Source organism: Paractinoplanes rishiriensis (genome assembly GCF_016862375.1).
GTDB lineage: Bacteria > Actinomycetota > Actinomycetes > Mycobacteriales > Micromonosporaceae > Actinoplanes > Actinoplanes rishiriensis.
Window position 1 is genome coordinate 163,133 of record NZ_BOMV01000055.1, and the last position, 26,494, is coordinate 189,626.

The 26,494-nt window shown below is 72.2% G+C and carries 24 protein-coding genes; 13 read left to right on the forward strand and 11 right to left on the reverse strand.

Annotated features, from left to right (window positions below; translation table 11 throughout):
* Window positions 1-178: 178 nt before the first annotated feature.
* The gene (locus Ari01nite_RS23485) at window positions 179-2,539 is read left to right on the forward strand and encodes a glycoside hydrolase family 3 N-terminal domain-containing protein (protein ID WP_203783987.1); all 2,361 of its coding nucleotides are present in this window, start codon (window positions 179-181) and stop codon (window positions 2,537-2,539) included.
* 21 nt (window positions 2,540-2,560) lie between these two features.
* On the opposite strand, the gene Ari01nite_RS23490 is transcribed toward Ari01nite_RS23485, so the two are convergent.
* Both Ari01nite_RS23490 and Ari01nite_RS23495 read right to left on the reverse strand, forming a co-directional pair.
* On the reverse strand, window positions 2,561-4,759 hold the full coding sequence (locus Ari01nite_RS23490; RefSeq protein ID WP_203783989.1) for a helix-turn-helix domain-containing protein: 2,199 nt from the start codon (window positions 4,757-4,759) through the stop codon (window positions 2,561-2,563).
* A gap of 94 nt (window positions 4,760-4,853) precedes the next feature.
* Window positions 4,854-5,096, reverse strand: a complete 243-nt coding sequence (locus Ari01nite_RS23495; RefSeq protein ID WP_203783991.1) for a hypothetical protein — start codon at window positions 5,094-5,096, stop codon at window positions 4,854-4,856.
* A 59-nt stretch (window positions 5,097-5,155) separates the two neighbouring features.
* On the opposite strand from Ari01nite_RS23495, the gene Ari01nite_RS23500 reads away from it, so the two are divergent.
* Both Ari01nite_RS23500 and Ari01nite_RS23505 read left to right on the forward strand, forming a co-directional pair.
* Entirely contained in the window at window positions 5,156-5,788 is a 633-nt protein-coding gene (locus Ari01nite_RS23500) for a hypothetical protein (protein WP_203783995.1), read from the forward strand.
* A gap of 217 nt (window positions 5,789-6,005) precedes the next feature.
* A complete protein-coding gene (locus Ari01nite_RS23505; RefSeq protein WP_203783996.1) occupies window positions 6,006-6,878 on the forward strand; it encodes an alpha/beta hydrolase family protein in 873 nt (290 codons plus the stop codon).
* Window positions 6,879-6,922: 44 nt separating this feature from the next.
* Here Ari01nite_RS23505 and Ari01nite_RS23510 read toward each other — a convergent pair whose 3' ends face one another.
* The 3 genes from Ari01nite_RS23510 to Ari01nite_RS23520 form a co-directional block, all read right to left on the reverse strand.
* Entirely contained in the window at window positions 6,923-7,897 is a 975-nt protein-coding gene (locus Ari01nite_RS23510; RefSeq protein WP_438872221.1) for an asparaginase, read from the reverse strand.
* Window positions 7,898-8,135: 238 nt separating this feature from the next.
* Window positions 8,136-8,594, reverse strand: coding sequence for a PNPOx family protein (locus Ari01nite_RS23515; RefSeq protein WP_239162949.1), 459 nt, complete (start codon window positions 8,592-8,594; stop codon window positions 8,136-8,138).
* A gap of 44 nt (window positions 8,595-8,638) precedes the next feature.
* The gene (locus Ari01nite_RS23520; protein WP_203783999.1) at window positions 8,639-9,583 is read right to left on the reverse strand and encodes a class I SAM-dependent methyltransferase; all 945 of its coding nucleotides are present in this window, start codon (window positions 9,581-9,583) and stop codon (window positions 8,639-8,641) included.
* 330 nt (window positions 9,584-9,913) lie between these two features.
* On the opposite strand from Ari01nite_RS23520, the gene Ari01nite_RS23525 reads away from it, so the two are divergent.
* From Ari01nite_RS23525 to Ari01nite_RS23560, 8 genes are all read left to right on the forward strand, one after another.
* Window positions 9,914-10,978, forward strand: coding sequence for a LacI family DNA-binding transcriptional regulator (locus tag Ari01nite_RS23525; protein ID WP_239162950.1), 1,065 nt, complete (start codon window positions 9,914-9,916; stop codon window positions 10,976-10,978).
* Window positions 10,975-12,642, forward strand: a complete 1,668-nt coding sequence (gene araB, locus Ari01nite_RS23530) for a ribulokinase (RefSeq protein ID WP_203784003.1) — start codon at window positions 10,975-10,977, stop codon at window positions 12,640-12,642. Before Ari01nite_RS23525 ends, araB begins: the two co-directional genes overlap by 4 nt.
* Before the next feature lie 8 nt (window positions 12,643-12,650).
* Window positions 12,651-13,373: an L-ribulose-5-phosphate 4-epimerase AraD gene (gene araD / locus Ari01nite_RS23535; protein ID WP_239162951.1), complete on the forward strand. Its 723-nt coding sequence runs from the start codon at window positions 12,651-12,653 to the stop codon at window positions 13,371-13,373.
* Window positions 13,374-13,375: 2 nt separating this feature from the next.
* A complete protein-coding gene (araA, locus tag Ari01nite_RS23540; protein ID WP_203784009.1) occupies window positions 13,376-14,884 on the forward strand; it encodes an L-arabinose isomerase in 1,509 nt (502 codons plus the stop codon).
* A 66-nt stretch (window positions 14,885-14,950) separates the two neighbouring features.
* Window positions 14,951-15,955, forward strand: coding sequence for a LacI family DNA-binding transcriptional regulator (locus Ari01nite_RS23545; RefSeq protein ID WP_203784122.1), 1,005 nt, complete (start codon window positions 14,951-14,953; stop codon window positions 15,953-15,955).
* 241 nt (window positions 15,956-16,196) lie between these two features.
* A complete protein-coding gene (locus Ari01nite_RS23550) occupies window positions 16,197-17,201 on the forward strand; it encodes a 5'-3' exonuclease (RefSeq protein ID WP_203784011.1) in 1,005 nt (334 codons plus the stop codon).
* 1 nt (window position 17,202) lies between these two features.
* Window positions 17,203-17,682, forward strand: a complete 480-nt coding sequence (locus Ari01nite_RS23555) for a GNAT family N-acetyltransferase (RefSeq protein WP_203784014.1) — start codon at window positions 17,203-17,205, stop codon at window positions 17,680-17,682.
* 66 nt (window positions 17,683-17,748) lie between these two features.
* Window positions 17,749-18,165, forward strand: a complete 417-nt coding sequence (locus Ari01nite_RS23560; protein ID WP_203784016.1) for a nuclear transport factor 2 family protein — start codon at window positions 17,749-17,751, stop codon at window positions 18,163-18,165.
* A gap of 30 nt (window positions 18,166-18,195) precedes the next feature.
* On the opposite strand, the gene Ari01nite_RS23565 is transcribed toward Ari01nite_RS23560, so the two are convergent.
* The 3 genes from Ari01nite_RS23565 to Ari01nite_RS23575 form a co-directional block, all read right to left on the reverse strand.
* Window positions 18,196-18,885, reverse strand: coding sequence for an MBL fold metallo-hydrolase (locus Ari01nite_RS23565; RefSeq protein WP_239162952.1), 690 nt, complete (start codon window positions 18,883-18,885; stop codon window positions 18,196-18,198).
* Window positions 18,886-19,003: 118 nt separating this feature from the next.
* A complete protein-coding gene (locus tag Ari01nite_RS23570; protein WP_203784019.1) occupies window positions 19,004-20,179 on the reverse strand; it encodes an acyl-CoA dehydrogenase family protein in 1,176 nt (391 codons plus the stop codon).
* 37 nt (window positions 20,180-20,216) lie between these two features.
* Window positions 20,217-21,737, reverse strand: coding sequence for a methyl-accepting chemotaxis protein (locus Ari01nite_RS23575; protein ID WP_203784020.1), 1,521 nt, complete (start codon window positions 21,735-21,737; stop codon window positions 20,217-20,219).
* Window positions 21,738-21,875: 138 nt separating this feature from the next.
* Here Ari01nite_RS23575 and Ari01nite_RS23580 point away from each other — a divergent pair, with 138 nt between their 5' ends.
* The gene (locus Ari01nite_RS23580) at window positions 21,876-22,679 is read left to right on the forward strand and encodes a DUF72 domain-containing protein (RefSeq protein WP_203784021.1); all 804 of its coding nucleotides are present in this window, start codon (window positions 21,876-21,878) and stop codon (window positions 22,677-22,679) included.
* Between the two features lie 10 nt (window positions 22,680-22,689).
* Here the strand turns inward: Ari01nite_RS23580 and Ari01nite_RS23585 are convergent, their stop codons facing one another.
* From Ari01nite_RS23585 to Ari01nite_RS23595, 3 genes are all read right to left on the reverse strand, one after another.
* Entirely contained in the window at window positions 22,690-23,559 is an 870-nt protein-coding gene (locus Ari01nite_RS23585; protein WP_203784022.1) for an AraC family transcriptional regulator, read from the reverse strand.
* 91 nt (window positions 23,560-23,650) lie between these two features.
* Window positions 23,651-25,246 (reverse strand): purple acid phosphatase family protein, encoded by a 1,596-nt coding sequence (locus tag Ari01nite_RS23590; RefSeq protein ID WP_239162953.1) that lies wholly within the window; start codon window positions 25,244-25,246, stop codon window positions 23,651-23,653.
* A gap of 36 nt (window positions 25,247-25,282) precedes the next feature.
* A complete protein-coding gene (locus Ari01nite_RS23595; RefSeq protein ID WP_203784023.1) occupies window positions 25,283-25,696 on the reverse strand; it encodes a DUF1810 domain-containing protein in 414 nt (137 codons plus the stop codon).
* Between the two features lie 91 nt (window positions 25,697-25,787).
* Here Ari01nite_RS23595 and Ari01nite_RS23600 point away from each other — a divergent pair, with 91 nt between their 5' ends.
* Entirely contained in the window at window positions 25,788-26,471 is a 684-nt protein-coding gene (locus Ari01nite_RS23600; protein ID WP_203784025.1) for a hypothetical protein, read from the forward strand.
* Window positions 26,472-26,494 lie beyond the last annotated feature (23 nt).

Genomic DNA, 26,494 nt, shown 5'->3' on the forward strand with positions numbered 1-26,494 from the left:
TAACGTGAGGTTTCGTTAACGTAGGGTTTCGGCTTGATCATGTCAAGGGTCTTGCTCTGGTCGCGCTCCCAAGGCAAGAGTAGACGCCGGCGCGCCCGCCCGCGGGCGACCCTCGTGAGGTACTTGGAGCGCGCTGTGCAATGACTGAAAGTTTCGTAACTTCCGGAGGAGCTGCGCCGTGACCGCAGAGCAGGCGAACCAGCCATGGCAGGACCCGGCGCTACCCGTCGCAGAACGAGTGGAGTTGTTGCTGGCCGAAATGACCAGCGAGGAGAAGCTAGCCCAACTCGGCAGCCGGTGGGTCGGCAACGACATGAAGGATGCCGAAGTTGAAACCTCACCGGCCGACCCGGAAGAGGCGTTGAACGTCGCGCCGATGCAGGACGTCTTCGCCGCCTCCGGGACCGTTCCGCTCGCCGAGGCGAGCCGCAACGGCCTCGGCCACCTCACCCGGGTGTATGGAAGCACCCCGGTCACCGCCGCTGAGGGCGCCGCCGAAGTGATCCGCCAGCAGCGCGTCGTGCTGGCCAACTCCCGACTTGGCATACCTGCCATCGTGCACGAGGAGTGCCTTACCGGCTTCACTTCCTTCGGAGCTACCGTCTATCCGGCGGCGATTGCCTGGGGCGCCACCTTCGATCCGGAACTTGTCGAGCGGATGGCCGCCGCGATCGGCCGGGACATGGCGGCCCTCGGCATCCACCAGGGTCTGTCCCCGGTGCTCGACGTGGTCCGCGACTACCGCTGGGGCCGGGTCGAGGAGACCATCGGCGAGGACCCGTACCTGGTCGCCCTGCTCGGCGCCGGCTACGTGCGCGGCCTGCAGAGCGCCGGCGTGCTGGCCACCCTCAAGCACTTCGCCGGGTATTCGGCCTCGCGCGGCGCCCGCAACCACGGCCCGGTGCCGATGGGCCGCCGCGAGCTGCTCGACCTGATCCTGCCGACCTTCGAGACGGCGATCCGGGAGGCCGGCGCCGCTTCGGTGATGAACTCGTACTCGGACGTCGACGGGGTGCCGGCCGGCGCCGACCCGTGGCTGCTCACCGAGGTGCTGCGCGAGCAGTGGGGCTTCACCGGCACGGTGGTCTCCGACTACTGGGCGGTGCCGTTCCTGGCCACCATGCACCGGATCGCGGCCGACACGGTCGACGCCGGCGCGCAGGCGCTGGCCGCCGGCATCGACGTCGAGCTGCCGGACACGCTCGGTTACGGCCCCGGCCTCATCGGCCGCGTCCCCGGGGAGATCGTCGACCGGGCCGCCCGCCGGGCGCTCACCCACAAGGCCGAGCTGGGCCTGCTCGACGCCGGCTGGACCCCGGAGGCGTCGGTGGCCGCCGCCGAGGGCGTCGACCTGGACTCCCCCGCGAACCGGGCACTGGCCCGCGAGATGGCCGAGAAGTCGATCGTGCTGCTCGACCCGGGCCGCGCGCTGCCGCTGGACCCGGCGCTGCGCAAGGTCGCGGTGGTCGGCCCGGTCGCGGCCAACCCGCGGACGTTCATGGGCTGTTACGCGTTCCCCAACCACGTGCTCCCCCGCTATCCGGAGGCCGGCCTCGGCATCGACGTGCCGACCGCGGTGGACGCGCTGCGCGCCGAACTCCCGGACGCCGAGATCGTGCACGAGGCGGGCTGCGACGTGATCGGCGACGACCGTTCGGGCTTCGCGGCCGCGGTGGCGGCGGCCCGCGGCGCCGACCTGTGCGTGGCGATGGTGGGCGACCTGGCCGGCCTGTTCGGGCACGGCACCTCGGGCGAGGGCTGCGACGCCGAGGACCTGCGCCTGCCCGGCGTGCAGGGCGCCCTGCTGGACGAGCTGCTGGCGGCCGGCACCCCGGTGGTGGTCGTGGTGGTCTCCGGGCGCCCGTACGCGCTCGGCTCGTTCGCGGACCGGGCGGCCGGCCTGGTCCAGGCGTTCATGCCGGGCGAGGAGGGCGGCGCCGCGATCGCCGGCATCCTCAGCGGGCGGGTCCAGCCCAGCGCCAAGCTGCCGGTGCAGGTCCCCCGGCACCCCGGCGGACAGCCTGGCACCTACCTCCAGCCGGTCCTGGGCGCCGAGAACAGCGGTGTCAGCAACCTGGACCCGACGCCGCTGTTCCCGTTCGGCCACGGCAGGGCGTACACCTCTTTTGGGGTTGATGATTTGCGGATCAGCGACCGCAACGTGCCCACCGACGGCGAGTTCAGCGTGACGGTGCGGGTCCGCAACACCGGCGAGCGCGCCGGCGACGAGGTGGTGCAGCTCTACCTGCGGGACGTGGTCGCGCAGGTCACCCGGCCGGTGCGGCAGCTGACCGGGTTCGCCCGGGTGCCGCTGGAGCCGGGCGAGGCCAAGGACGTGCGGTTCCTGGTGCACACCGACCGGACCGCGTTCACCGGCCGCGACTACCGCCGGATCGTGGAACCGGGCGACCTCGAGATCCTCGTCGGTACTTCCGCAACCGACCTGCCATGTTCCGGAACGGTGACCCTCACCGGAGCCGTCCGGGAGACCGGCCGGGACCGTCAGTTGATCACTCCGGTGGAGGTGCAGAAAATCTGAACTGTGCCCGAATGGGCAAGATCATCCTGCCCGTAGGGTCCGGGCCAGCTCGGTCCGGGACCGCACCCCGAGCCGGGCGAACACGTTGCGCAGGTGATGGTCGACCGTGCGCTGGCTCAGGTGCAGCTGCTGGGCCACCTCCCGGTTGGTGGCGCCGTCGGCGACCAGCCCGGCGATCCGCTCCTGCTGGGCGGTCAGCGACGGCCCGCCGGACCGCGGCGCCGCCGGTGGCCGCTCCCCGGCGGCCCGCAGTTCCCGGGCGGTCTGCTCGGCCCACGGGTGGGCGTCCAGCCGGTGGAACGTGTCCACGGCCCGGCGCAGGTGGTCCCGGGCCGCCACGTTGCGGCGCCGCCGGCGCAGGTGCCGGCCGTACAGCAGCTCGGTGTGCGCCCGGGCGAAGTCGGTCTCGTCCGCCCGGTGCCGCCGCAGCGCCTCCGCGAAGTGGTGCTCGGCCGCGGCGTCGTCCGTGCTGCGCAGCGCCCGGCACCGGGACTGGAGGGCAAGCCACGGCGTCTCCCCGGTCCGCGCCGCCCAGCGGTCGAACGCGTCCGCCATCGGGTCGGCCGCACCGGCCTCGACCAGGCACGGGACGCCGGCCCCGTCCATCGGCGGGTCGGCCGCACCGGCCTCGACCAGGTGCGGGACGACGGCCATCCGGATCGGCGCGGACGCCCGGCCCGGCGGCGCGGCCACCACCGCGGCGAGCCGTCCGGCGGCCGCACGCGAGCGACCGGCCACCAGATCGAGGAGGGCGTACGCCCAGTCGCACAGCGCCCGGACATCCCCCTCGGCTTGGGCGCCGGCGGCCCGGATCCGCTCGACCGCGGTGTCGTGGTCGCCGACCAGCGCCGCCAGCAGCGCCAACAGGGCCAGGTGGGTGCCGGCGGCCGACCGGTGGGCGACGGCCGCACCGTCCAGCGCGGCGGCGGTAGCGGCGTCGTAGCGCCCGGCGGCCAGTTCGGCGAACGCGACGGCCTCGAGGGCGGCCGGGACCAGCACGGCGGCACCGGAGTTCTCGGCCAGGGTGGCGGCGCGGGCGGCCAGGCGGGCGCCGCGCTGGTCCTGGCCGATCAGCACGGCGGCCATCGCGGCCGGAATCAGCAGCGCGGGCTCGGCGATCCGGTCGGCGAGGCTCAGGACGTGCCGGAACTGCCGGAAAGCAGCCTCGTCGGCACCGGTCAGAAGGTCGGCCAGCCCGGTTACCTGGTGACCGGCGAGCCGAACCGCCGCGGGCTGGTCCGGGCGCGGCGCGGCCCGGCGGGCCAATGCGACAAATCGCCCGGGATCGCCGGCCCGGAAGCCCGCCTCACCGGCCAGGAGCAGAGCGTCCAGGGCACCGGGAAGGTCGTACGGCATCAGTTCGGCCGCCACGTCGAGCAGGGTGTCGCGGGCGGCGGCCGGGTCCCGGCGCAGCCTCAGTTCGGCGGTCAGGGCCCGGGCGCGGGGGCGGACCTCGGCGTATCCCGGGCTGCGGGCGGCGCGGCGCAACAGCAGGCCGGCGTCCTGGGGGCGGGCGGCTTTCCAGGACGACCGGGCGGCGGCGACCAGGGCGTGGGCGGTTCTGGTGGCGGTGAGGCCGGCGGCCAGGCGTTGGGCGGCGGCAGCGGCGCGCGGGTCGACGCCGCCGGCAGCGGGTCGCGGGTCGACGCCGTTGGTGGCGGCGCGCGAGTTGGTGGCGGCGCGCGAGTTGGCTTCGGCGCGCGAGCTGGCTTCGGCGCGCGGGTCGGCGCCCGCGGCGGCGGCCAGGAGCTCGCGGGCCAGCGTCTCGTCCGGGCGGGCGGCCACGACGGCCCGGTGCATCAGCGCGGGGAGGTGCGGGCGGACCCGGGCGAGGGCTCGGTGGGCTAGGTGGCGGTGGGCGATAGGCGCGCTTTGATAGATGACCGTACGCAGGACAGCCGGCGCAAAACGCACAACGCCCGCGGCCGTGGTGATCAGGCCGGCACGCTCGGCCGCCTCGAAATGCTCGGTGCCGCCGCTCGCCGCCCGGAGCTCGTGCGGGGTGGCATCGGGGTCGGCGGCGGCCAGTAGCAGCAGATCCCGCGTCGGTGCGGGGAGGGCGGCGACCTCGGCACGAAGGCGGCGCAGCAGCTCACTGTGGTCGGGCAGCCCGGTGGGCGGCGGCGCGAAACCCCGCCGTTGCTGCGGGGTGAGCGCACCGGCGAGGTCGACGAGGGCGGCGGGGTTCCCGGCAGCCAGCTCGAGAAGCGCCGTGGCCATGTCTTCGGCGAGGTCGGGGAGGCGGCGGCGCAGCAGTTCCCGCCCGGCCTCGTCATCGAGCGGGAGAAGCCGCCAGACGGGCAGGCCGGCGGTGTCAGCTCGGCCTTTGTCCGCTCGCGCCGTCGTTGCTCGCGCCGTCGTTGCTCGCGCCGTCGCTGCTTGCGCCGTCGCTGCTTGCGCCGTCGTTGCTTGCGCCGTCGTTGCTTGCGCGACGTCCGCTCGCTCCGCCTGTCGTGCTGCTGCTCCTGCTCGCGTCGTGTCCGCTCGGGCGGTACATGTTGATGCCGTACATATTGATTTCGTGCACGTTGATTCCGTACATGTTGACGCTGTGCATGTGGGTTGCTCGCCGGTTTGTGCCGATGCCAGCAGCGCCGCTCGGACTCCATCGAGCCGATGCGCCACCAGCTTGAGCAACTGCCAGGTCTGCGGGTCGAGCAGATGGGCGTCGTCGGCGAGGAGCAACGCCGGGCGCCGGGCCGCCCGGAGCAGGGCCACGACGGCGAGCGCGAGCGGGACCTGACCTGCGCCGGGATCACGGCCCGTCACGACCGGTGCCAGGAGGTCACGCTGCGCAGCCGGCACCTGCGGCAACACGTCGGCCAACGGTGCGAGGAGTCTTTGCAGGCCGGCCCAGGGCAGCGCACGTTCGTCGGCGTGACCGGGCACTGCCAGCACCATCCAGCCGGGCCCGGTATGCGCATCGCCGGGCACCGACAACCCGGCCCGGCTGGGGTGGCCGTCCATCGGCGACCCAGCTTCGCGACCCCGACCGGCAAGACCCTGACCGACACGACCCTGACCGACACGACCCTGACCGACGCCACCCTGACCGACGCCACCCCGATCGACGCCACCCCGATCGACGCCACCCCGATCGACGCCACCCCGATCGACGCCACCCCGACTGACGGCCAGCGATGCAGCATGCAGCAACGCGGTGCGGCCCTCGCCTGCCGCGCCCATGAAGACCAGGGCGCCGCCCCGCCCCGCTGCGGCCGCATCCAGCAGCGCCCGCACGGCCGCTAGCTCCGCCTTCCGGCCGCAGACTTCTTGCACTTGTAGTGCATCAATCACCCCGCGAGTGTCGCCAACGGGACCGCCGCGGCGGAAGGGCTTTTCGTTTACTGCGATTTCATCCGTGTTGCGCGGTCATTGCCATGGCCGGTGATTTCGCCGATGCGCGGCTCGCGAGGCCGAACAAACACTGACGCTCACCAATCCCATCCCCCACCAGGAGCGTCCCGTGCACTCAGCCCAGCGAATTGCCCGCGCCCTGTTCACCGCGGCCGCCGCAGCGATCCTGACGGTCGGCGGCGGAGTGGCCGTCGCCGAAGCCGCAGACAACCCGTACCAGCGCGGCCCGAACCCCACCCAGTCCACACTGGACGCCTCCCGTGGCCCGTACGCGGTCGCCACCGAGAACGTGTCCTCGCTGGTCAGCGGCTTCGGCGGCGGCACGATCTACTACCCCACGACGACCGGTGAAGGCACCTTCGGCGCGGTCGCGATCTCGCCCGGCTTCACCGCCACCTGGTCCAGCCTGTCCTGGCTCGGCCCGCGGATCGCGTCGCACGGCTTCGTGGTCATCGGCATCGAGACGAACACCCTGCTCGACCAGCCCGGCCAGCGCGGCGACCAACTGCTGGCGGCGCTCGACTACCTGACCCGCTCCAGCTCCGTGCGCAGCCGCATCGACTCGAGCCGGCTCGCCGTGGCCGGCCACTCGATGGGCGGCGGCGGCTCCCTCGAGGCGTCCCGCACCCGCCCGTCGCTCCAGGCCGCCGTGCCGCTCGCCCCGTGGAACGCCACCAAGTCCTGGTCGACCCTCCGAGTTCCGACTCTGATCATCGGTGGCGAGTCCGACAGCGTCGCCCCGGTTGCGTCGCACTCGATCCCGTTCTACAACAGCATCCCGTCCGCCAGCGAGAAGGCATACCTGGAGCTGAACGCCGCCAGCCACTTCTTCCCGCAGTCGGTCAACACCCTCACCGGCCGCCTCGCGGTTGCCTGGCTGAAGCGCTTCGTCGACAACGACACGCGCTACGACCAGTTCATCTGCCCCGGCCCGACCGGCTCCGGCGTCGAGGACTACCGCAACACCTGCCCGCTCTCCTGACCGTACTTCCCGGGCCGGCCGGCGCTCCCCGCCGGCCGGCCTGATCACGTACGGCCAAATGCTTCTGTGATCTCAGCGCGTCCCACCCCGTGCCAAAGCAAGATCAAAAGCAACAGCCTGGCCTTGTACGCGTCGAGCCCGCCAGCCGCCAGAAGTCCGTTACTGATCAGATCCCGCTCCGACCCCGCAAACCCATAGGTAGCCGTGGCGACAAACCCAGCACCGGTCCGCGACGCCAACACCACCGGAATCCGCCGCGCCACCGCCGCCAGGTGCTCCACCCAGGTTGCCGGCACATGCCCCACCCCGAAGCCCGCCACCACCAGCCCGTCGAGCCCCTCCGCCAACACGGGCAGCGACGACCCGTCATCACCTAGAGTCGCCACAATCAGACCCACCCGAGGCGCCGTTCCACCCTCCGGAAGCCCCCGTCCCGCCTCCCGCCGCACCGGCCGCTGGACAATCCGGACCGTGCCCTCCGAGACATACCCGAGCGGCCCGCCATTAGCCGACGTGAACGCTCCGAGGCTGGTCGCGTGCGTCTTACGGACCCGGGCCGCGGCGTGGATCTCATCGGCCATGACAACGAGGCAGCCCAGATCCCGCGCTTGCGGACTGGCCGCTACCCGAACGGCCGCCAGGATGTTGGCCGGCCCGTCCGCCCCGGCAAGCGAGGCATTACGCATTGCACCGGTAACCACGACCGGTTGCGCTCCGTCATGCAACAGGTCGAGCAGATAGGCAGTCTCCTCGATCGTGTCCGTACCCTGCGTGACCACAACCCCGGTGACGCTGGCCGCCCGAATCAGCCGGACAAGTTCGGCAAGATCGTCAAACCCGAGCGAGGCCCCCGGCAGGTTGCGAAGGTCCCGAACATCCAGCTCGATCCCGGTCGCGTCCAGCCCAGGAACGGCACTCACCAACTGCTGTGCGGTGAGGCTGGGCATCCCGTCGGCCGCGGCGGTAGCGATCGTGCCACCCAGTCCAACCAGCAAAACTCGCGCGCTCATGGAGTCCAGTGTCTCGCCGTGTGCGGCATCCTAGGAACCTAGATCAGTGGGGTAACGCGAGTTGGCCGAGTTGACGCGACGCGACGGCGCCTGGACCTCGGGACCGGCCTGCCCCGGCGTGATGCTGAAGAGTTAGCGTCGCTGGCGGACAGCAGGCCCACAAGATCGGGGGCTCTCGCCGATTGCATATGCCGCTTTTGTAGGCGTTTGGGCAGCGGCGGTGTCACATTTTGGTGCGGTGTCCCGGTCAGCGGAGGGTCAGGCGGAATGCTCGCGCACCGTCTACCCACGCCTCGTGCAGGTCGTCGGGGTTGGGGGTGCCGTCCGGCTCGATGCTTATTTTGTTGAAGCCGGCGAAATTGTGGTTGTTGCGGGCTATCACGGCATACGCCTCGACCACCTCCGGCTCGGTGGTGAAGACCTGGACGTCGGCTACCCGGCGGGTGCCCCGGTAGCGGACCTCGACCGGCTCGCCGGAGCGGAGGTTCCGGGCCCAGCTGAACGGGGTGCCGAACAGCAGGCCGCCCTCGTGTTCGAGGTAGGCGACGGGCACCGGGTAGCGCCTTCCGGACTTGCGGCCCACCGCGTAGACCGTGATCAGGTGGCGGCCCACGGCGCGGGACAGGAGGGGTGTTCGCAACAGGGCTCGCACCACCCGGTTCACGGCGCCCTGGTAGGCCAGCGTCTGCACCCTGCGTTCTGCCATCCGCTGACGATCTCGCGGCAGCGGCAACGGGCGCAAGGTTCGCGTCACGGCCTCGACGGGGGTTTGCGCGCGCGGATCAGGAAGCGGTGGGCCAGGACCCGGAACTCGCCCCGGCGGCGGATTATCGCGTCAATGCGCCGCAGGCCCTCGTGGTAGCGGGTGACGGTGAAGTCCGGCACCTGCCACGGCACCGCGCGCAACTGGTAGACCAGCGCGCCGATGTCGCGGAACGCGAACCACGGCCACTCCTCCCGCACGTCGGTCACTGTGAAGCCGGCCGCCTTCAGTGCCTCGGCGGCCACGTCCGCGTTCCACGGGGTGCGGTAGGCGTCGGGGGCGCCCAGCAACTCGTTGACCGCGGCGCAGTCCTCGCTGCCCACCTGCTGGGTGAGCAGCCAGCCGGCGGGGCGCAGGACGCGGGCCGTTTCCGCGGCGTCGAGGCGGCCGTGCCGGTTGAGCACGACGCTGACCGATTCGTCCGCGATCGGCAGGGTGGCGTCGGGTGCGAAGACGACCTCGGCGCCCAGCGGGGACAGCCGGGCGCGGGCCACCTCCAGGTTGGGGCGCCAGCCCTCGACGGCGGTCGTCCCGGCCGGCAGCGGGGCCAACGAGGCCAGCAACTCGCCGCCGCCGGTGTCGACGTCGAGCAGACCGCCAGTGTCGACACCGAGCAGACCGCCAGTGTCAACACCGACCAGACCGCCAGTGTCGACGCCGAGCGGGCCGCCAGTGTCGACGCCGAGCGGGCCGCCAGTGTCAACACCGACCAGACCGCCAGTGTCGACGCCGAGCGGGCCACCGGTGTCGACGCCGAGCAGATCGCCGCGGTCGCGCAGCCGGCCGTAGCAGTCGCGCAGCAGGTCACGGGCCATGCCGGGATAGGACCAGGACGGCTCGGAGCCCGCCGCCCGGCCGGACTGCCAGCCGAAGTCCCAACCGGTGAGCGGCACGGCGGCTGCCTCGGCCACCAACTCCTCGAACCCGCGCATGAGCCAACATACAACGACAAGCGACGATCTCTTGCGTGCATACGAAACGGCTGAGATCGTTAACAACGCTTGCCGGTACGCCGCCTCGGTGCGCAGTGTGCGGGAAACGTCCCCGATACGCTCTGGACACCGGCGATCACCATACGAAATGCTGTCGCGGTGCGGTTTTGCCACGTCAACCCGAACGTGGACAAATGTCACGAACGGGTAACGGCGCGGTATCGGGGCCTTGACATATCGTGCACTCTCCGCGCATGTTTGCGTTCACAATTTTGCCCCGGCACGGTGACCGCGGAGGACGACCGACATGAAGGCACGAACGGCCGGCACATGAGCCCTGCCCTCCCGCCGCCGCAGCGCGGGCCGGTGATGTCCGACGTCGCCGCCCGGGCCGGTGTGTCGCATCAGACCGTCTCCCGGGTGCTCAACGGCCATCCGCACGTCTCGGCGACCACCCGCACCCGGGTGCTGGCCGCCATCGCCGAGCTCGGCTACCGGCGCAACCTGTCGGCCCGGGTGCTGGCGACCGGCCGGTCCAACGTGGTCGGCGTGGTGGCCCAGAACACGACGCTCTACGGGCCGTCGAGCATGGTGCAGGCGATCGGCGAGGCGGCGCTGGGCGCCGACCTGTCGCTCACCGTCGGTCACGTGGCGGGGTACGACGCGACCGCCGCCTCCCGGCGGATCGTCGAGCGGCTGGTCCAGCAGGGCGCCGCCGGCCTGGTCTTCATCGCGCCGGTGGACGCCGCCGCCGAGGCGATGCAACTGGTCCCGTCCGGCGTGCCGATCGTGACCGTGGACGGCCTGCCCGAGTGGCAGACCGCGAACGTGTCGGTCGATCAGTACTCCGGCGGTCTCCTCGCCACCCGGCACCTGCTGGAACAGGGCCACCGCACGGTCTGGCACGTGGCCGGCCCCGAGCAGTGGCACGGCAGCCGGGCGCGCGAGGACGGCTGGCGCGCAGCGCTGGCCGAGTACGGCGCGGTAGCGCCGCCGATGCCGCGGGCGGGCTGGTCCGCGGCATCGGGCTACCAATGCGGCCGGATGCTGGCCCGGATCCCGGACTGCACCGCGATCTTCGCGGCGAACGACCACGTCGCGCTCGGCATCATGCGCGCGATGGCCGAGCAGGGCCGCAGCATCCCCGGCGACGTGAGCCTGATCGGCTTCGACGACGTGCCCGAGGCCGGGTACTTCCACCCGGCGCTCACCACGATCCGGCAGGAGTTCGCCGAGATCGGCCGGCAGGCCCTGCGCCTGCTGCTGGACCAGCTGGACACCGGCGTCACCTCGGCCGAGTCGGCCCTGGTCGAGCCGGTCCTCATCCCCCGTGACACCGTCGCCGCTCCCCCGGCGGCCGACCCCGCACCCGACAGGCAGGAGAAAGACTCATGACCGACCACGCCCGCGCCCTGGTGGTGGGCATCGACTTCGGGACCCTGTCCGGACGGGCCGTGGTGGTCCGGGTCAGCGACGGCGCCGAGCTCGGGTCGGCCGTGCACGCGTACGCGCACGGCGTGGTCGACCGGCACCTGCCGGGCCGGCCCGGGCAGCCGCTCCCGCCGGACTGGGCACTGCAGGTGCCCTCCGACTACGTCGACGTGCTCAAGAACGCGGTGCCCGAGGCGCTGCGCGCGGCCGGCGCCGACCCCGCCGACGTGATCGGCCTGGCCACCGACTTCACCGCGTGCACCGTCCTGCCCACCACCCCGGACGGCACCCCGCTCTGCGAGCTCCCGGAATTCGCCGACCGGCCGCACGCGTACATCAAACTCTGGAAGCACCACGCCGCCCAGCCGCAGGCGGACCGCATCACCGAGGTCGCCGCGAAGCGCGGCGAGGCCTGGCTGCGCCGGTACGGCGGCCTGATCAGCTCGGAGTGGGAGTTCGCCAAGGCGCTCCAGGTGCTCGAGGAGGACCCGGAGATCTGGGCGGCCACCCGCTACTGGGTGGAGGCGGCCGACTGGATCGTCTGGCAGATGACCGGCACCTACCTGCGCAACGCCTGTACGGCCGGCTACAAGGGACAGTACGTCGACGGCAGGTACCCGTCGGAGAGCTACCTGGCCGAGCTCAACCCGGAGTTCACTGACTTCCCGGCCACCCGGCTGGACGCGCCGATCGGCGAGCTGGGCCAGTCCGCGGGCACCCTCACCGCGCAGGCGGCCGAGTGGATGGGGCTGTCCACCGACGTCGTGGTGGCGGTCGGCAACGTCGACGCGCACGTGTCGGCGCCGGCCGCGCAGGCGGTCGAGCCGGGCCGGCTGGTGGCCATCATGGGCACCTCGACATGCCACGTGATGAGCGGCGACGTGCTGCGCGAGGTGCCGGGCATGTGCGGCGTGGTCGACGGCGGCATCGTGCCGGGCCTGTGGGGCTACGAGGCCGGGCAGTCCGGCGTCGGCGACATCTTCGGCTGGTTCGTGGACAACTGCGTGCCGGCCTCCTACGCGGCGCAGGCCGAGGAGCGCGGCATCTCGGTGCACGAGCTGCTCAGCGAACTGGCCGCGAAGCAGCCGGTCGGCGGGCACGGCCTGCTGGCGCTGGACTGGCACTCCGGCAACCGGTCGCCGCTGGTCGACCACGAGCTGTCCGGCGTGATCCTGGGGCAGACCCTGGCGACCAAGCCGGAGGACGGCTACCGGGCCCTGGTGGAGTCCACCGCGTACGGCACCCGGTTGATCATTGAAACGTTCCGCAATGCGGGCGTTCCGGTCAACGAGCTGATCGTCACCGGCGGCCTGCAGAAAAACCCGCTGGTCATGCAGATCTACGCGGACGTCACCCGGATGCCGATCTCGCTGCTCGACTCCGACCAGGGGCCCGCGCTCGGCTCGGCGCTGCATGCGGCGGTGGCCGCCGGCGCCTACCCGGACATCCGGGCCGCGGCCGCGTCGATGGGCCGGGTGGTCCGCGACGCCTGGCAGCCGAACGAGAGCGACGCCGACCGCTACGACGCGCTCTACGCCGAGTACGTGACCCTGGTCGACTACCTGGGCCGGCACGGCAACGACGTGATGCGCCGGCTGCGCAAGATCCGTAGAGAGGCCCTCGCGTGAGAGACCTGATGACCGAGGTCCTGGAGGCCAACAAGCGCATCGCGTCAGCCGGGCTGGCGACCCTGACCTGGGGCAACGTCAGCGGCGTCGACCGCGGCGCCGGGGTCTACGTGATCAAGCCGTCCGGGGTGCCCTATGACCAGCTCACCGTGGAGTCGCTGGTCACCGTCGAGATCGAGAGCGGCAAGGTGGTCGGCGGCACCCTCAAGCCGTCCGTCGACAGCGAAACCCATCGGCTGCTCTACCAGGCGTTTCCCTCCATCGGTGGGATCACACACACCCATTCCACGTACGCGGTCGCGTTCGCACAGGCCGGGCGGGAGATCCCGGTGCTGGGCACCACCCACGCCGACAACTTCGACGGACCGATCCGGGTCACCCGCGATCTCACCCCCCAGGAGTGCGAACGCGACTACGAGCGCAACACCGGACTGGCCATCCTGGACACGCTCGACGGTGACGCCGACGGGGTGCCGGCCGTGCTGACCGCCGGGCACGGGCCGTTCACCTGGGGCAAGAACGCCACCAGGTCGCTGGAGGCGGCGATCGTCTGCGAGGCGGTCGCCCAGATCGCCCTGCACACGCTGGCGCTGAATCCGGCCGCGTCGCCGCCCGAGCACCTGATCCGGCGGCACTACAGCCGCAAGCACGGCCCCGACGCGTACTACGGCAACAGTGCCGACCCGCTGCGGAATACAGAAAGTAAACCGCGGAGACCGGAGGCGGGCTGACCATGAACCCGTTCCACGGCCGGGAGATCTGGTTCCTGACCGGCAGCCAGGGTCTCTACGGCGAGGACACGCTGGCGCAGGTCGCCGCGCAGTCGCAGCAGGTGGTCGCGCAACTGGACGGCGCCGCGGACATCCCGGTCCGGGTGGTGTGGCGGCCGGTGCTCACCGACGCCGCCGGTATCAAGGCCGTCATGGTGGCCGCGAACGCCGACGACCACTGCATCGGGGTGATCGCCTGGATGCACACGTTCTCGCCGGCCAAGATGTGGATCAGCGGGCTGGAGACGCTGCAGAAACCGCTGTTGCACCTGCACACCCAGGCACACCGGTCGCTGCCCTGGGGCACCATCGACATGGACTTCATGAACCTGAACCAGGCCGCGCACGGCGACCGCGAGTTCGGGTACGTGCAGACCAGGCTCGGGGTGGCCCGCACCACGGTGGCCGGGCACGCGTCCGAGCCGCGCACCGCCGAGCGGATCGGGTCCTGGGCGCGGGCCGCCATCGCGGTGGCGACCATGCGGTCGTTGCGGCTGGCCCGGTTCGGCGACAACATGCGCGACGTCGCGGTCACCGAGGGCGACAAGGTCGAGGCGGAACGGCACTTCGGGGTGTCGGTCAACACGTACGGCGTCAATGATCTTGTCAAGGTTGTCGACGCGGTGCCCGAGCCGGCCATCGACGACCTGGTGGCCGAGTACGACGAGCTCTACGCGGTGGCGCCGGCGCTGCAGGCGGGCGGCGACCGGCGGGACGACCTGCGTTACGGCGCCCGGATCGAGGCCGGGCTGCGGCAGTTCCTCGGCGACGGCGGGTTCGGCGCGTTCACCACCAACTTCGAGGACCTGGGCGGGCTCCGGCAGCTGCCCGGCCTCGCGGTGCAGCGGCTGATGGCCGACGGGTACGGGTTCGGCGGCGAGGGCGACTGGAAGACGTCGATGCTGCTGGCCACGCTCAAGGCCGCGAGCCACGGGCTGCCCGGCGGCACCTCCTTCATGGAGGACTACACCTACCACCTGGGCCCGGGCCCGCAGCGGATCCTGGGCGCGCACATGCTCGAGGTCTGCCCGTCAATCGCCGGCGACACGCCCACCCTGGAAATACACCCGCTCGGGATCGGCGGGCGCGAGGACCCGGTCCGGCTGAAGTTCTCGGCGGCGTCCGGTCCGGGTGTGGTGGTCGGCATATGTGACATGGGCGACCGGTTCCGGCTGGTGGGCAACGTGGTGAACGTAATACAGCCGGACGCCGGGCTGACCGCGCTGCCGGTGGCCTCGGCCGTGTGGGAACCGGCTCCCGACCTGCCTACGTCGGCCGAGTGCTGGCTGATGGCGGGCGGTCCGCATCACACCGTGCTGAGCACGGCACTGGACGCTTCGACGGTCGAGCAGTTCGCCGAACTGACCCGCACCGAACTGGTGCTGATCGATGCCGCGAGCACCCCGTCGTCGATCCGCCGGGAGCTCCGGTGGAACGCCGCATATCAGCTCCTCGCAGGTGGACTGCGATGAAGCGCTATCCTGCCCGCAACAGGATGCGGGGTGCGGGTGAGCGTGAAGCGCGGACGGCCGCCGGGCATGATGGACGTCGCCCGGCTCGCGGGGGTGTCACATCAGACCGTCTCGCGTGTGCTCAACGAGCACAAGAATGTGAGCGAGCAGACCCGGCTCAAGGTCCGGGCGGCGATCGCCGAGCTGGGCTACCGGCCCGACCGGGCGGCGCGGGCCCTGGTGACCGGCACCTCCCAGGTGATCGGCGTGGTGGCGCAGAACTCGTCGCTGTACGGTCCCGCGTCGATGCTGACCGCGTTCGAGGAGGCCGCCCAGGAGACCGGCTTCGCGGTGAACGTGGGCAGCGTCCGCAGCCTGGACGAGCGCTCGATCGCCGACGCCGTCGAGCGCCACCTGGACCAGCGGGTGGCCGGCCTCGTGGTGATCGCGCCGGTGGCCAGCGCCGGCCCAGCCCTCGAGCAGCTGCCCGCCGACGTCCCGCTGGTGACCATCGACGGTGACCCGGAACGCTCCAGCACGCTGGTGACGGTCGACCAGGTGGCCGGCGCCCGCGCCGCGACCAGGCACCTGCTGGACGCGGGGCACCGCACAGTGTGGCACATCTCGGGCCCGTCCGACTGGTTCGACGCGGCCGGCCGGGTGCGCGGCTGGGAGGACACGCTGACCGAGGCCGGCCTGGAGATCCCGCCGCTGCTGACCGGCGACTGGAGCGCCGCGTCGGGCTACCGCAACGGCCAGTTGCTGGCCCGCCTGCCGGACGTCACCGCGGTCTTCACGGCGAACGATCACATCGCGCTGGGCCTGCTGCGGGCGCTGAACGAGCACGGCCGCCGGGTGCCCGACGACGTGAGCATCGTGGGCTTCGACGACGTGCCGGAAGCGGCGTACTTCACGCCGCCGCTGACCACGGTGCGGCCTGACTTCGCGGCGGCCGCCACGGCCAGCCTCGACCTGCTGATGGCGCAGATCGAATCGGGCACCGGGTCGGCCGGCGCCGGGGCACGGCGGACCATCGCACCGACGCTCATCGAGCGGGACAGTGTGGGCCGCCCGGGCCCGGACCAGGCCTGACTTCCGGGAAGCCGCAAGTATTGATGGTTGCCGATGATCGGTGCCGGATTTGTCCGTTGAAACTCGGTGCGCAGCCCACTTGACACCCGCGCTGTGATCGTTAACATTCGATGAAACGCCGCCGTAACCCCACAGCAATTTTCTGCTTGTGAACGTGAACATCGTCAAGCGTTGCGGCGCGACTAGTCCCCCGCCGGGGCCATCAGGGGAGTGATGGTCCCGGCGGGTCACAAGTAGGCTCATGCGCGTGCCGGTGCTGTTGGTTCTCGACGGGAACAGCCTCCTGCACCGTGCGTACCATGCGGGCGCCGCCGAGGGACACCTGGCACCGGACGGCTCGCCCATCTGGGCCCTGCGCGGTCTCGTCGGCTATCTGGCCCGCGCCGCCGCCCATCTCCGGCCCGACGCGGTGCTGGTGGGCTTCGACTGCCCGGTCTCGTCGGCCCGGCGCACCTCGTACCCCGGATACAAGGCACACCGCCCCGACAAGCCCGCCGACCTGACCGCCCAGCTCGAGGTCGCGCCGGCGATGCTGGCCGAGGCCGGCGTCTGCACCGTGGTCCCGCCCGCCTACGAGGCCGACGACGTGCTGGCCAGCGCCGCGGCCGCCGCTCGCCGCGACGGCTGGCAGTCGGTGCTGATGACCAGCGACCGGGACGCGTTCGCCCTGATCGGACCGGACACATCGGTGCTGCGCGTGCGCAACGGCGGCTTCGACGAGGCCACCCTGATCGACGCCGACGGCCTGCCCGCCCTCTACGGCGTGCAGCCCACCCAGTACCGCGACTTCGCGGCCCTGCGCGGCGACCCGTCCGACAACCTCACCGGCATCCGCCGGTTCGGCGCCACCACGGCCCGCAAGCTGCTGTCCACCTTCGGCACCGTCGAGGCCGCCTGGCAGGCCGCCCCGGACGCCCTGCGCGCCGCCGTGGGCGACCACGCGGCCGGCTTCTTCGCCGACCCCGCGGCCCGCGAAATCGTCGCCCGCAACCGCCGGCTGATGAGCATGCGCGACGACCTCGCCCTGCCCGGCCTGGCCGCGGCCCGGCTCCCGCTCAGCTATGCCACGGTCCGGCAGGCCCTGCGCGCCCGCGGCATCAACCTGGGCCCGTCGCTGTGGGCGCTGGTGGACGGCACTCCCCCACCGGCCGAGGCCGACCAGACCCCGGAGCTGCGCCCGTGGGTCTTCCGCAGCGGCCTGAAGGCCCGCCGCGACCCCATCCCCGGCCAGCTGTCACTGTTCTGACATGCGTCTCGTCCCGCTCACCGCCGCGCACGAGGACGCGATCCTCGCCTTCGAGACGGTCAACCGCGACTACTTCGCCGCCTCGGTGCCCGACCGCGGCGACGACTACTTCGCCGCCTACCCGGACCGGCACGCCGCCCTGCTGGACTATCAGCGGGCCGGCACCGACCGCTTCCACGTCGTGATGACGGACGACGGCACGGTGGCCGGCCGGGTCAACGTCACCCTCATCGCGAACGGCGAGGCGGAACTGGGCTATCGCATCGGCCGCGACTTCGCGGGCCGGGGCGTGGCCACCGAGGCGGTCCGCCAGGTGTGCCTGCTGGCCCGCGACGAATACGGCCTGGTCCGGCTGCGGGCGGCGGCCACGATGGACAATCCCGGTTCGCGGACTGTGCTGCTGCGCAACGGCTTCGCCCTCGGCGCCGAGACCACGCTGAGCGGCCGCCCGGGACACTGGTTCGCCCGCTCGCTGCGTTAACGCCGGCCCGACTTCCGGGAAGCGATCCGGATGGCCGGGCTGACAGCGGGCCGGTACGCTCCGCGCATGTCGGTCACAGTGGGCATTTTGCGCGAGTTGGAATGCCGGCGGCTGCGCGGGCTCGTCGACGCGGACGAGAGCGTGCTGGAGGCGCTGCACGATCCGGAGTTCGTGCTGGTGCATCCCGGCGGCGGGGTGTGGTCGCGGGCGTTCTATCTGGGCGGGGTGCTGTCCGGCGAGATCGACTACCGGCGGTTCGAGCCGGACTCCGAGATCGACGTCCGGGTCGACGGCGGACTCGCGGTGGTGCGGTACCGGTCGGTCATCGACATCCAGGTGCGCGGCCAGCAGGGCGGGACGCTCGCGTGCTGGCACATGGACTGCTACCGGTACGGGCCCACCTGGCGGGTCCTCTGGTCGCAGGCCACCGAGATCCCGCCAGATTCAAACGAGCCGGGCCCGGATCACCAGGAACGTGGGTAACGTTCCGCGGTCAGCCAGGCCCGCGGGCCGTCACAGCGAGGCGGCCAGTTTCTGCAGCGCCTCCTTCGCACCGCTGGTCAATGGGTCGCCGTGGCCGGGCAGGATGGTGCGGATGTCCAGGCCGGCCAGCTTCTTGACCGACGCGGCCGCCTGCGCCCCGTCGGCGGTGAACTGGGGATTGGAGCCTTCCAGCCCGTTCTGGGTGCGCAGCGCGTCACCGGAGACGAGGGTGCCGGTGGTCGGGTCGAACACGCACACGTGGCCCAGGGTGTGCCCCGGCGTGCCGACGATCTGCAGGCCGAAGACCTCGTCGCCGTCCTTGACGGCCTTGAGCGGCTTCGGCGAGCCGATCGCGGACACGTCCGCCTCGCCGGCGTAGATCGTCGCGCCGGTGGCCAGCGGGACCACGTCGGCCAGGCCGCCGGCGTGGTCCTGGTGCTGGTGGGTGAGGATCACGTGCTTCACCGACGACCAGGTCTGGCCGGCCGCCTTGAGACCGTCCTCGATCGACGAGCCCGAGCCGGGGGTGCCCAGGTCGACCACGGCCACCTCGCTGCCGCGGACCAGCAGATAGGCGGAGACGAACGAAAGGTTGACGCGCTTCCAGTCACCGGTGTCGCCGGCCGGGGCGGCGGCACTGCTCGGCGAGATGGGCGAGGGAGTCGCGGACGGGGATTCCCCGGACGTGGAGCAGGCCGCCACCGAGTTCAGGACGGTCACCCCGAGAACACCTGACCCGGCGGTGAAGAGAAGCCGCCGGCGCGTGATGCGGAAGTCGGTCATAAGCCATTGTGCCGCGGCAACGGAGATCGCGCGGCCCGTGGCCGGGACCGGTCGATCAGAGCTGCCCGTGGTTCGGCGGGAGCATATCGGACAGGTCGTAATTGGCCAGGTGGTGGTATTTCCAGTCGACCGGGTCGTGGACGCTGTGGGTGCGGGCGTTGCGCCAGAACCGGTCCAGGTCGTATTTGGCGGCCGTCGAGCTGGTGCCGCACAGGGCGAACAACTCCGAACCCGCCTCGACCGCCACCTCGCTGCCGAACGCCTTCGCCGCGGCCACCGCCAGCGAACCGCGGGCGGCCGCCTCGGCGCCGGCCGGCACCAGGCCGACCTCCTCCAGGGTGCGGGCGGCCGCGTCCAGCAGGGCCTCGGCGGCCCGGACCCGGGTGGCCAGGCGGCCGTAGCGGTACATGACGTGCGGGTCCTCGACCGCGCTGCCGAAGCCGGTGCGGACCGCCTCGGTGGACGGGCGGGCCTTGGCGCGCAGATAGTCGCGCGCCGCGGCCAGCGCGCCGCCCGCGATGCCCACCTCGATGGCGGCGTGCACCAGCTGGGCCCGCGCGCCGAACTGCTGCGGCACCTCGTAGACGCCGGTGTAGTCGAAGGACAGCTCGACCGGGACGTCGGTGAACGTGGCCGTGCCGCTGATCGTGGCGCGCTGGCCCATCACGTCCCAGTCGGTGTCGACGGCCACGCCGTCCGCGTCGCGCGGGACGAAGGCCAGCACCACCCGGCCGTCGGCGACCGCGCTCACCGCGATCCAGGCGCTGGTCAGGGCGCCGGTCGTGTAGTACTTGACGCCGGTGAGCCGGCCCGCGTCCAGGCAGGTCCGGAGGTCCTGAGCGTGCTTGCCGCCGCGCTCGGCCAGCGCGTTGCCGATCCGGCGGCCGGCCAGCACCTCGGCGAACAGGCGTTTGCGCAGGTCGGGCGTGCCGTGCACGGCCAGCAGGTCGACCAGCAGGTAGTGCGCCTGCGGCACCTGCGCGATGGCCGGGTCGGCGGCCGCGATCAGGCGTGCCACCTCGGCCAGCGTGCGCGGCCCGAGGCCGGGACCCCCGTCACCGGCCGGCACGGTGATCGCCAGCAGGCCGGAGGAGTCCAAAAGGTCAAGAGCCTGCGTGGGTACGACGTCAGCACCGTTGCGGTCACGCTCGGCCGCACCCGGTTCGAGGGCCTCGGCCAGCCGGGCCGCGGTGGTCAGCGCTTCGTCATGGGTCTGCGGGGTGGTGGGCACGCCGCCGATCGTAGGCCCACCCCCGTACCCGGACCTTCTAGACCTTGAATTTGTTCACGATGGTGCGCAGCTCGCCGGACATCTGCGAGAGTCGATCGGCGGCCCGGGTCGCCTCGCCGATGCCGACCGTGGTGTGTTGAACGGACGACGCGACCTGGGTGATCGTGGTGGCCACCTCGCCGCCGGCGCCGGCGGCCTCGGCGACGCTGCGGCTCATCTCCTGGGTGGTGACGGTCTGTTCCTCGACGGCCGACGCGATCGTGGTCTGGAAGTCGCTGATCCGGCCGATGATCTCGCTGATCTCCTCGACCGCGGCGATCGCGCCGGTGGTGTCGGACTGGATCGCGGCTACCCGGCGGCCGATGTCCTCGGTGGCCTTCGCGGTCTCCTGCGCCAGGTCCTTGACCTCGGAGGCGACCACCGCGAATCCCTTGCCGGCCTCGCTCGCGCGGGCCGCCTCGATGGTCGCGTTGAGCGCCAGCAGGTTGGTCTGCTCGGCGATCGCGGTGATCACCTTGACCACGTTGCCGATCTCCGCGGACGAGTCGCTGAGCTTCGCGATCACCCCGGTGGTGGCGGCGGTGACCTCGACCGCCCGGGACGCGACCGCGGCGGCCTGGGTGGCGCTCTGGCTGATCTCGCGGATCGACGCGCCCATCTGCTCGGCGCCCGCCGCCACGGTCTGGATGTTGGTGGACATGGTGGCGGCCGAGCCGGCGACCGCGGCGGCCTGCCGCGCACCCTCGTCGGAGCTGGCCGAGCTCTGCCGGCCGGACGCGGTCAGCGAGTCGGCGGCCCCGGCCAGTTCGGTGGAGTGGCTGGTCAGCTCGCCGATCGTGGCCCGCAGCGTGGCCTTGGCCCGGCGCAGGCTGGCGGCCATCTGCCCGAGTTCGTCACGCTGGTCGACGTCGGCGTCCCGGGTCAGGTCACCGTCCGCGACCGCCTCCAGCACACCGGACACCCGGCGGAGCGGACCGACGATCATCCGGGCCACCAGCAGGGCCAGCACCACCGAGATCACGACGCCGGTGAGGAACACGCCGAGGATGACCGCCCTGGTCCCGTCGACCGTGTCGTCGAACTCCCGGCCGGCGAGCAGCGCCTCCTCGGCCCGCTTGATCTCGTCGGCCAGCAGAGTCTCGTAGGTCTTGCGCAGATCGCGGTTCGCGCCCATGGCGGCCTCGACAGCGCCCGGCCGGTCGTCCGGGTATCGCGCGAACTCGATGCGGAGCGCGGCGAACCAGGCGTCGGTAGCGGCCCGGATCACGTCGATGTGCGCCTGATCGGCCGGGGCGCCGAGGGCACGGGCGGTGGCCAGCAGGGCGTTCACGTCGTCCTGGCGGCCCAGCGCCTCGTCCCGGAACTTGACCTCGCCGGCGATCAGGTAACCGCGCTCGTCGTTGGCGGCGGCCTTGGCGGTGTTGGCGGCGCTGTTGAGGCTGGTGATGTACGGGACGGAGTGCTGGATCTCGCTGGCCCGGGTGTCCTGGAGCGCGGCGATGCCGGCCAGGCTCAGCATGCCGGTGACAACACTGGCCAGCACGGCCACTCCGGCCACAGTCATCACTTTCGTCGCCACGCTGCGGTTACGCGACCAATGTCCCAGTCCCATATTCGTCTTATCGGCACACCCGCCTCGTCGCCGCGTGCTGTTCACCGATTGTTCACCTTCGGCGCTCCGGTAGCGTTCCGGGACATGCGGCTGCACGTGGGATGCGCGATGTGGACCCACCCGGCGTGGCGATTCGCCGGCAGCCCCAAACTGCGCGCCTACGCGGCCTGGTGCAACGCGGTGGAGGGCAACACCACGTTCTATGCCACCCCGAGCCGCGGCACGGTCACCTCGTGGGCGCAGCAGACGCCGCCGGACTTCCGGTTCGTGCTCAAGCTGCCGCGGGCGGTCACCCACGAGACCCGGCTGACCGCCGACACCACGCCGTTCTTCCACGCCATGGAGCCGCTCGGCGAGCGCGCGCACGCGTTCTGGATCCAGCTGCCCGGTTCCTTCGGACCGGGCGACGTCGGCGAGCTCGAGGCGTTCCTGCGCCGGCTGCCCACCGGATTCCGGTACGCCGTGGAGGTGCGTCACCCGGCGTTCTTCCGCGACCCCCGGCACCTGTCCGCGGTGCTGACCGCCGCGGACGCCGAGTGGGTGCCGTTCGACACCACCGCGTTCTTCCGCTCGCCGCCGGGCAGCGACGCCGAGCGGGACGCCTGGGCCAAAAAACCGCGGATGCCACTACGCACCGAGGCACTCACCAATCACCCGATCGTGCGCTACCTGGGCCGCGACGACCCGGCCGCCACGGTGGCCGGCTGGCAGGGCTGGGTGGACATCGTGGCGGGCTGGCTGGCCGAGGGGCGCTCGCCGACGGTCTTCCTGCACACCCCGGACAACGCGGACGCGCCGGCGCTGGCCCGGCGGTTCCACGAGCAGGTACGGACCCGGGTGCCGGACCTGCCGGCGCTGGCCGGGCTCGAGCCGCTCACCCTCTTCTAGTCACTAGCTTCTAGGCACGCAGGGTGTCGGCCGGGGTGCGGCCGTACGCGAGCCGGTAGCGGGCCGCGAACCGGCTCTCGTCGGCGAAGCCCCAGCGGGCCGCGATCGCCGCGACCGTGGCGGTCGCCGGGGACGCGGTCAGCAGGTCGTGGTGGGCGTGGTCGAGGCGGACCCGGCGCAGGTAGGCCGTGGGGGTGATGTCGAGGTAGCGGCGGAAGGCCATCCGGACGGCGCGGACCGAGATGCGGGCAGCCGCGGCGATGTCGTCGGGGCCGATGTCGCGGTGCGCGTTCTCGTCGATGAAGGAGATCGCGCGGCGCAGGGCCGCCGGGTGCGCGTCGCGCCGGTCCTCGAAGGTCGGCTCCGGCACCGCGGTGTTCGGGAACGTGGCCAGCGCGGTCGCGGCCAGCAGGCGGTCCACGGTCGCGGCCAGCACCGGGTGCTCGGCGGCGGCCGCGGCCGACTCCCGGGCGTAGTCGTAGATGCTGTTCCAGAACCGGGCCGCGCGCTGCGACACCGGCCGGTAGGCGGTGAACCGGACCGGCTCGCCGGCCGCCGCGGTCACCAGCGCCGGGTCGATGACGGCGGCCACCAGGTCGGCCGCGTCCACCACCGACTCGTAGCCCTCATCCGGCTGCGCGACCAGGTAGAGGTCGCCGGGGACATAGTCGTCCACCCGGCGGACGGTCCGGCAGGTGGTGGCGCCGCTCAGCACGCGGCCGATCCCCAGCGTGCCCAGCGGGGCGCCGTCCGCCTCGAACCGCATCGAGAACCGGACCCGGTGCAGCTCGGTGCGGCCCAGCAGGTGCCGGTCGATGCGCGCGTAGTGGCCGGTACCGGTCACGGTGAGGCGGGTGCGCCCGTACAGCCGGCTGAGCATCTCCTCGGTGGCGGCGACGTCGGCGGACTCGAAGATCTTCGCTATCGGGACACCGCCCTCCGGCCTTCGGTGGCGTCTCCACCGGACCGGGTCAGGCTACGTCGTCGCTGAGGTGGTGACGGGCGTCGCCACCGGCCTTGCGGGCGATCACGACCCGGTCGATCTCGCGGCCGGACGGGGTGAGCGCGCGCACCGTCATGGTGGTGGTCTGCCCCTCGTCGGCCGGGTCGACGTCCACCGCCACAAATGAGAAGCCGGTGTAGCGGACCCGCGACCAGGTCACCTTCTCGTCCACCTTCTCCCGGCCGTCGGCCCACACGAAGGAGTCGATCTCGCCGGCGTCGCGTTCCTTTCCGGCATACGAGTCGGGAACCGCGAAGTCGTAGAGCCCGGCGCCGGCGGCACCGGCCGTCACGTACGTGGTCCCGTCGTTCTCCGGCCGCACCGTGTCACCCACCGGGGTCTTGCGCGGCTTGCCCGCGCGGATCGTGTCGGCGCGTTCGTAGATGTGGTTGTGGCCGTTGATCACCAGGTCCACCCGGTACTTGTCGAACAGCGGCACCCACAGGCTGCGCACGCCGCCCTCGGAGGCGTGGTTGACCGTGGTCGAGTACGCGCAGTGGTGGCCGAACACCACGATGAAGTCGATGTCCGGCTGGCCGCGCAGGAACTTGAGCCGCTCGTCCAGCCAGCGGGTCTGTGCTCCCCCGGTGTACCCGCGGTTGTTCGACACCTCGAAGGACACGTCGTTCGAGTCGAGCGCGACCACGCCCACGTTGCCGTAGATGAAGCTGTAGACGCCCACCGACTTGGCCGGCCCGTTGTCCGGGAAGTCCCAGCGGGCCAGCTGGCCGCCGTAGCCGTGGTGCGAGTAGAGCGCTTCCATGTCGTGGTTGCCGACGGTGGCCATCCACGGCACCGAGGCGGCGACCGGCTCGGTCTGCGCCAGGAACTGGTCCCAGGTGCGCGGGTCGTACAGGTCGGTGATCTTGCCCTGGCCGCTGGAGTCGGCGTAGCAGAGGTCGCCGGCGTGCAGGTGGAACGCCGGGTTCTGGGCGGCCACCTGCCCGTCGTTGCGCAGCGCCTGGTAACTGACGCCCTGGTCGCCGAACGCGGTGAAGGTGAACGGCGCGGCCACCCGGCGGCGGCTGGGCGCGGTGCTGAACGCGTCCACCCGGCCGAAGCTGGCCAGGTCGGACGGGTCGAAGCCGTCGTGGCCGACCGCGTAGTAGTAGGTGCGGCCGGGCTCCAGGTCGTCGACCGCGGCGTGCACGTAGTACTGGTCCAGCGGGGCGATCTTGCCGGCCAGTTCGGAGTGCAGCACCCGGACGTCGGCGCCGACCCGCTGGCCCAGGTTCCACGGCGAGTCGCCGACCCGCACGAACGGCTTGTCCACCCGGTGCGGCACCTGCCAGGCGATCCGCATCTGGGTACGCGGGTTCGAGCCCCACGCCAGGTGCCGGCCGAACGGGACGACCAGCTTGCCGGGCAGCTTCGCGCGGCGGCGCAGGACCGCCGGCGTGGCCCGGGCCTGGTCGCCGGCCAGCGTCACACCCGCCGCGGCGGCACCGGCCGCGAGCAGGGAGCGGCGGCGCAGCCCGGTCCGGCGGGACAGGATCTCGTGCTGCTCCGCCATGCTCAGCCGGGTGGCGAGCCGATCGGGCAGGCCCATGCGGGGGATGTCCATAACAAAGGACACCCTATAGGGCTTTTGTCCGGTTCGTTACTGAATCGCCAGCAGGTCGAGGGTCCGCTGGTCCGGGCCGTCGTAGAAGTGCGCGAGCACCCGGCCGAACACGTCGCCGCCGCCGGCCCGGTCGAACAGCGTCATCGAGGAGCGCAGCTTCAGGTCGTCCGGGAAGCCGAAGATGTCGGCCGCGCTCTTGTCGTGCGCCAGCAGGGCCGCGGCCGACTCGCGCAGCCGGGGGCCGAGGACCGGATGGGCCAGGTACGCGCGGGCCTCGGCCAGCCCGGAGATCGCGTAGTGCTGCGCCGTGTGGCTCGAGCCCAGGCCGGCCACCTGCGGGAAGATGAACCACATCCAGTGCGAACGCTTGGCGCCCGCGACGATTTCGGCGAGGGCGCGCTCGTACGTACCGTCCTGGGCCTCGACGAATCGCGTGAGGTCGTGGCTCATGGGCTACTCCGTTCCCCGTCGATCGGCCGATTAATCGGGAAAGGCGGGATTTGCTCCCGTTTTGCACCCGAGCTGACCCACACTTGGCCTCATGTCGGATGGTGTGCTGCAACTCTCAGTCGCTCTGATCGGTGCCGCCAGCCTAGTGGCGCTGGCGCTGCTGGTGTTTCGCATGCGGACCGGCCAGGCGCGGGCCCGGCGTCTCGCCGCCGCCCGCAAACCACAGCCGTACGCGGAACAGCCCGCCACCCCCCGGACGCCGTTCCCGGCGCCGCCGCCCCCGATCGCCGGCTCGGCGCACCCGGCGGAGCGGACCCGGTTCGGGCCGCGGCCGGCCGGGCTGCCGGAGGTCCGCCTCGCCGCGCCGGACGCTTCCGTCGTTCCCACGCCGGGGTCGCGCCCGCCGATGCCGTCCGGGCTGACCGGGGCCCGCGGGATGGCGGCGAGCGTGTATCAGCCGAGGCCGTCCGGCCTGCACCCGCACGAGGAGAAGCGGCACCCGCACGAGGAGACGCGGCACCCGCACGAGGAGACGCCGGCGCGGCACCGTCACCGGGCCGAGGAGCAGCCACCGGTCCCGGCGACCCCAGCCGGGGGCTGGCCCGGGCTGCGGGAACCGGCTGCCTGGGCGGGGCAGTCGCACGCCGAGCCGCGCGTCGAGGAGGTTTATCCGCGGCACGGCGAGCCCGTCAGCCGCCTGCGGCAGCCGGCCTATCTCGCCGACCGGCCGGTGGACCGGGGCCGGCACCGGGCCGCCGATCCGGGCGAGGCCTGACCGCCGGCCGCACGCCTGACCAC

Excerpts from the sequence above, each read along its gene's own strand:
- Ari01nite_RS23550 (WP_203784011.1), top strand. The coding sequence starts at position 16,197 with ATGCGCGTGCCGGTGCTGTTGGTTCTCGACGGGAACAGCCTCCTGCAC.
- Ari01nite_RS23590 (WP_239162953.1), bottom strand. The coding sequence starts at position 25,246 with ATGGACATCCCCCGCATGGGCCTGCCCGATCGGCTCGCCACCCGGCTG.
- Ari01nite_RS23500 (WP_203783995.1), top strand. The coding sequence starts at position 5,156 with ATGCGCCACCAGCTTGAGCAACTGCCAGGTCTGCGGGTCGAGCAGATG.
- Ari01nite_RS23595 (WP_203784023.1), bottom strand. The coding sequence starts at position 25,696 with ATGAGCCACGACCTCACGCGATTCGTCGAGGCCCAGGACGGTACGTAC.
- Ari01nite_RS23525 (WP_239162950.1), top strand. The coding sequence starts at position 9,914 with ATGAGCCCTGCCCTCCCGCCGCCGCAGCGCGGGCCGGTGATGTCCGAC.
- Ari01nite_RS23555 (WP_203784014.1), top strand. The coding sequence starts at position 17,203 with ATGCGTCTCGTCCCGCTCACCGCCGCGCACGAGGACGCGATCCTCGCC.
- Ari01nite_RS23515 (WP_239162949.1), bottom strand. The coding sequence starts at position 8,594 with ATGGCAGAACGCAGGGTGCAGACGCTGGCCTACCAGGGCGCCGTGAAC.
- araB (WP_203784003.1), top strand. The coding sequence starts at position 10,975 with ATGACCGACCACGCCCGCGCCCTGGTGGTGGGCATCGACTTCGGGACC.
- Ari01nite_RS23600 (WP_203784025.1), top strand. The coding sequence starts at position 25,788 with ATGTCGGATGGTGTGCTGCAACTCTCAGTCGCTCTGATCGGTGCCGCC.
- Ari01nite_RS23490 (WP_203783989.1), bottom strand. The coding sequence starts at position 4,759 with ATGGCCACGGCGCTTCTCGAGCTGGCTGCCGGGAACCCCGCCGCCCTC.
- Ari01nite_RS23545 (WP_203784122.1), top strand. The coding sequence starts at position 14,951 with ATGATGGACGTCGCCCGGCTCGCGGGGGTGTCACATCAGACCGTCTCG.
- Ari01nite_RS23580 (WP_203784021.1), top strand. The coding sequence starts at position 21,876 with ATGCGGCTGCACGTGGGATGCGCGATGTGGACCCACCCGGCGTGGCGA.
- araD (WP_239162951.1), top strand. The coding sequence starts at position 12,651 with ATGACCGAGGTCCTGGAGGCCAACAAGCGCATCGCGTCAGCCGGGCTG.
- Ari01nite_RS23520 (WP_203783999.1), bottom strand. The coding sequence starts at position 9,583 with ATGCGCGGGTTCGAGGAGTTGGTGGCCGAGGCAGCCGCCGTGCCGCTC.
- Ari01nite_RS23560 (WP_203784016.1), top strand. The coding sequence starts at position 17,749 with ATGTCGGTCACAGTGGGCATTTTGCGCGAGTTGGAATGCCGGCGGCTG.
- araA (WP_203784009.1), top strand. The coding sequence starts at position 13,376 with ATGAACCCGTTCCACGGCCGGGAGATCTGGTTCCTGACCGGCAGCCAG.
- Ari01nite_RS23585 (WP_203784022.1), bottom strand. The coding sequence starts at position 23,559 with ATGCTCAGCCGGCTGTACGGGCGCACCCGCCTCACCGTGACCGGTACC.
- Ari01nite_RS23495 (WP_203783991.1), bottom strand. The coding sequence starts at position 5,096 with ATGCACAGCGTCAACATGTACGGAATCAACGTGCACGAAATCAATATG.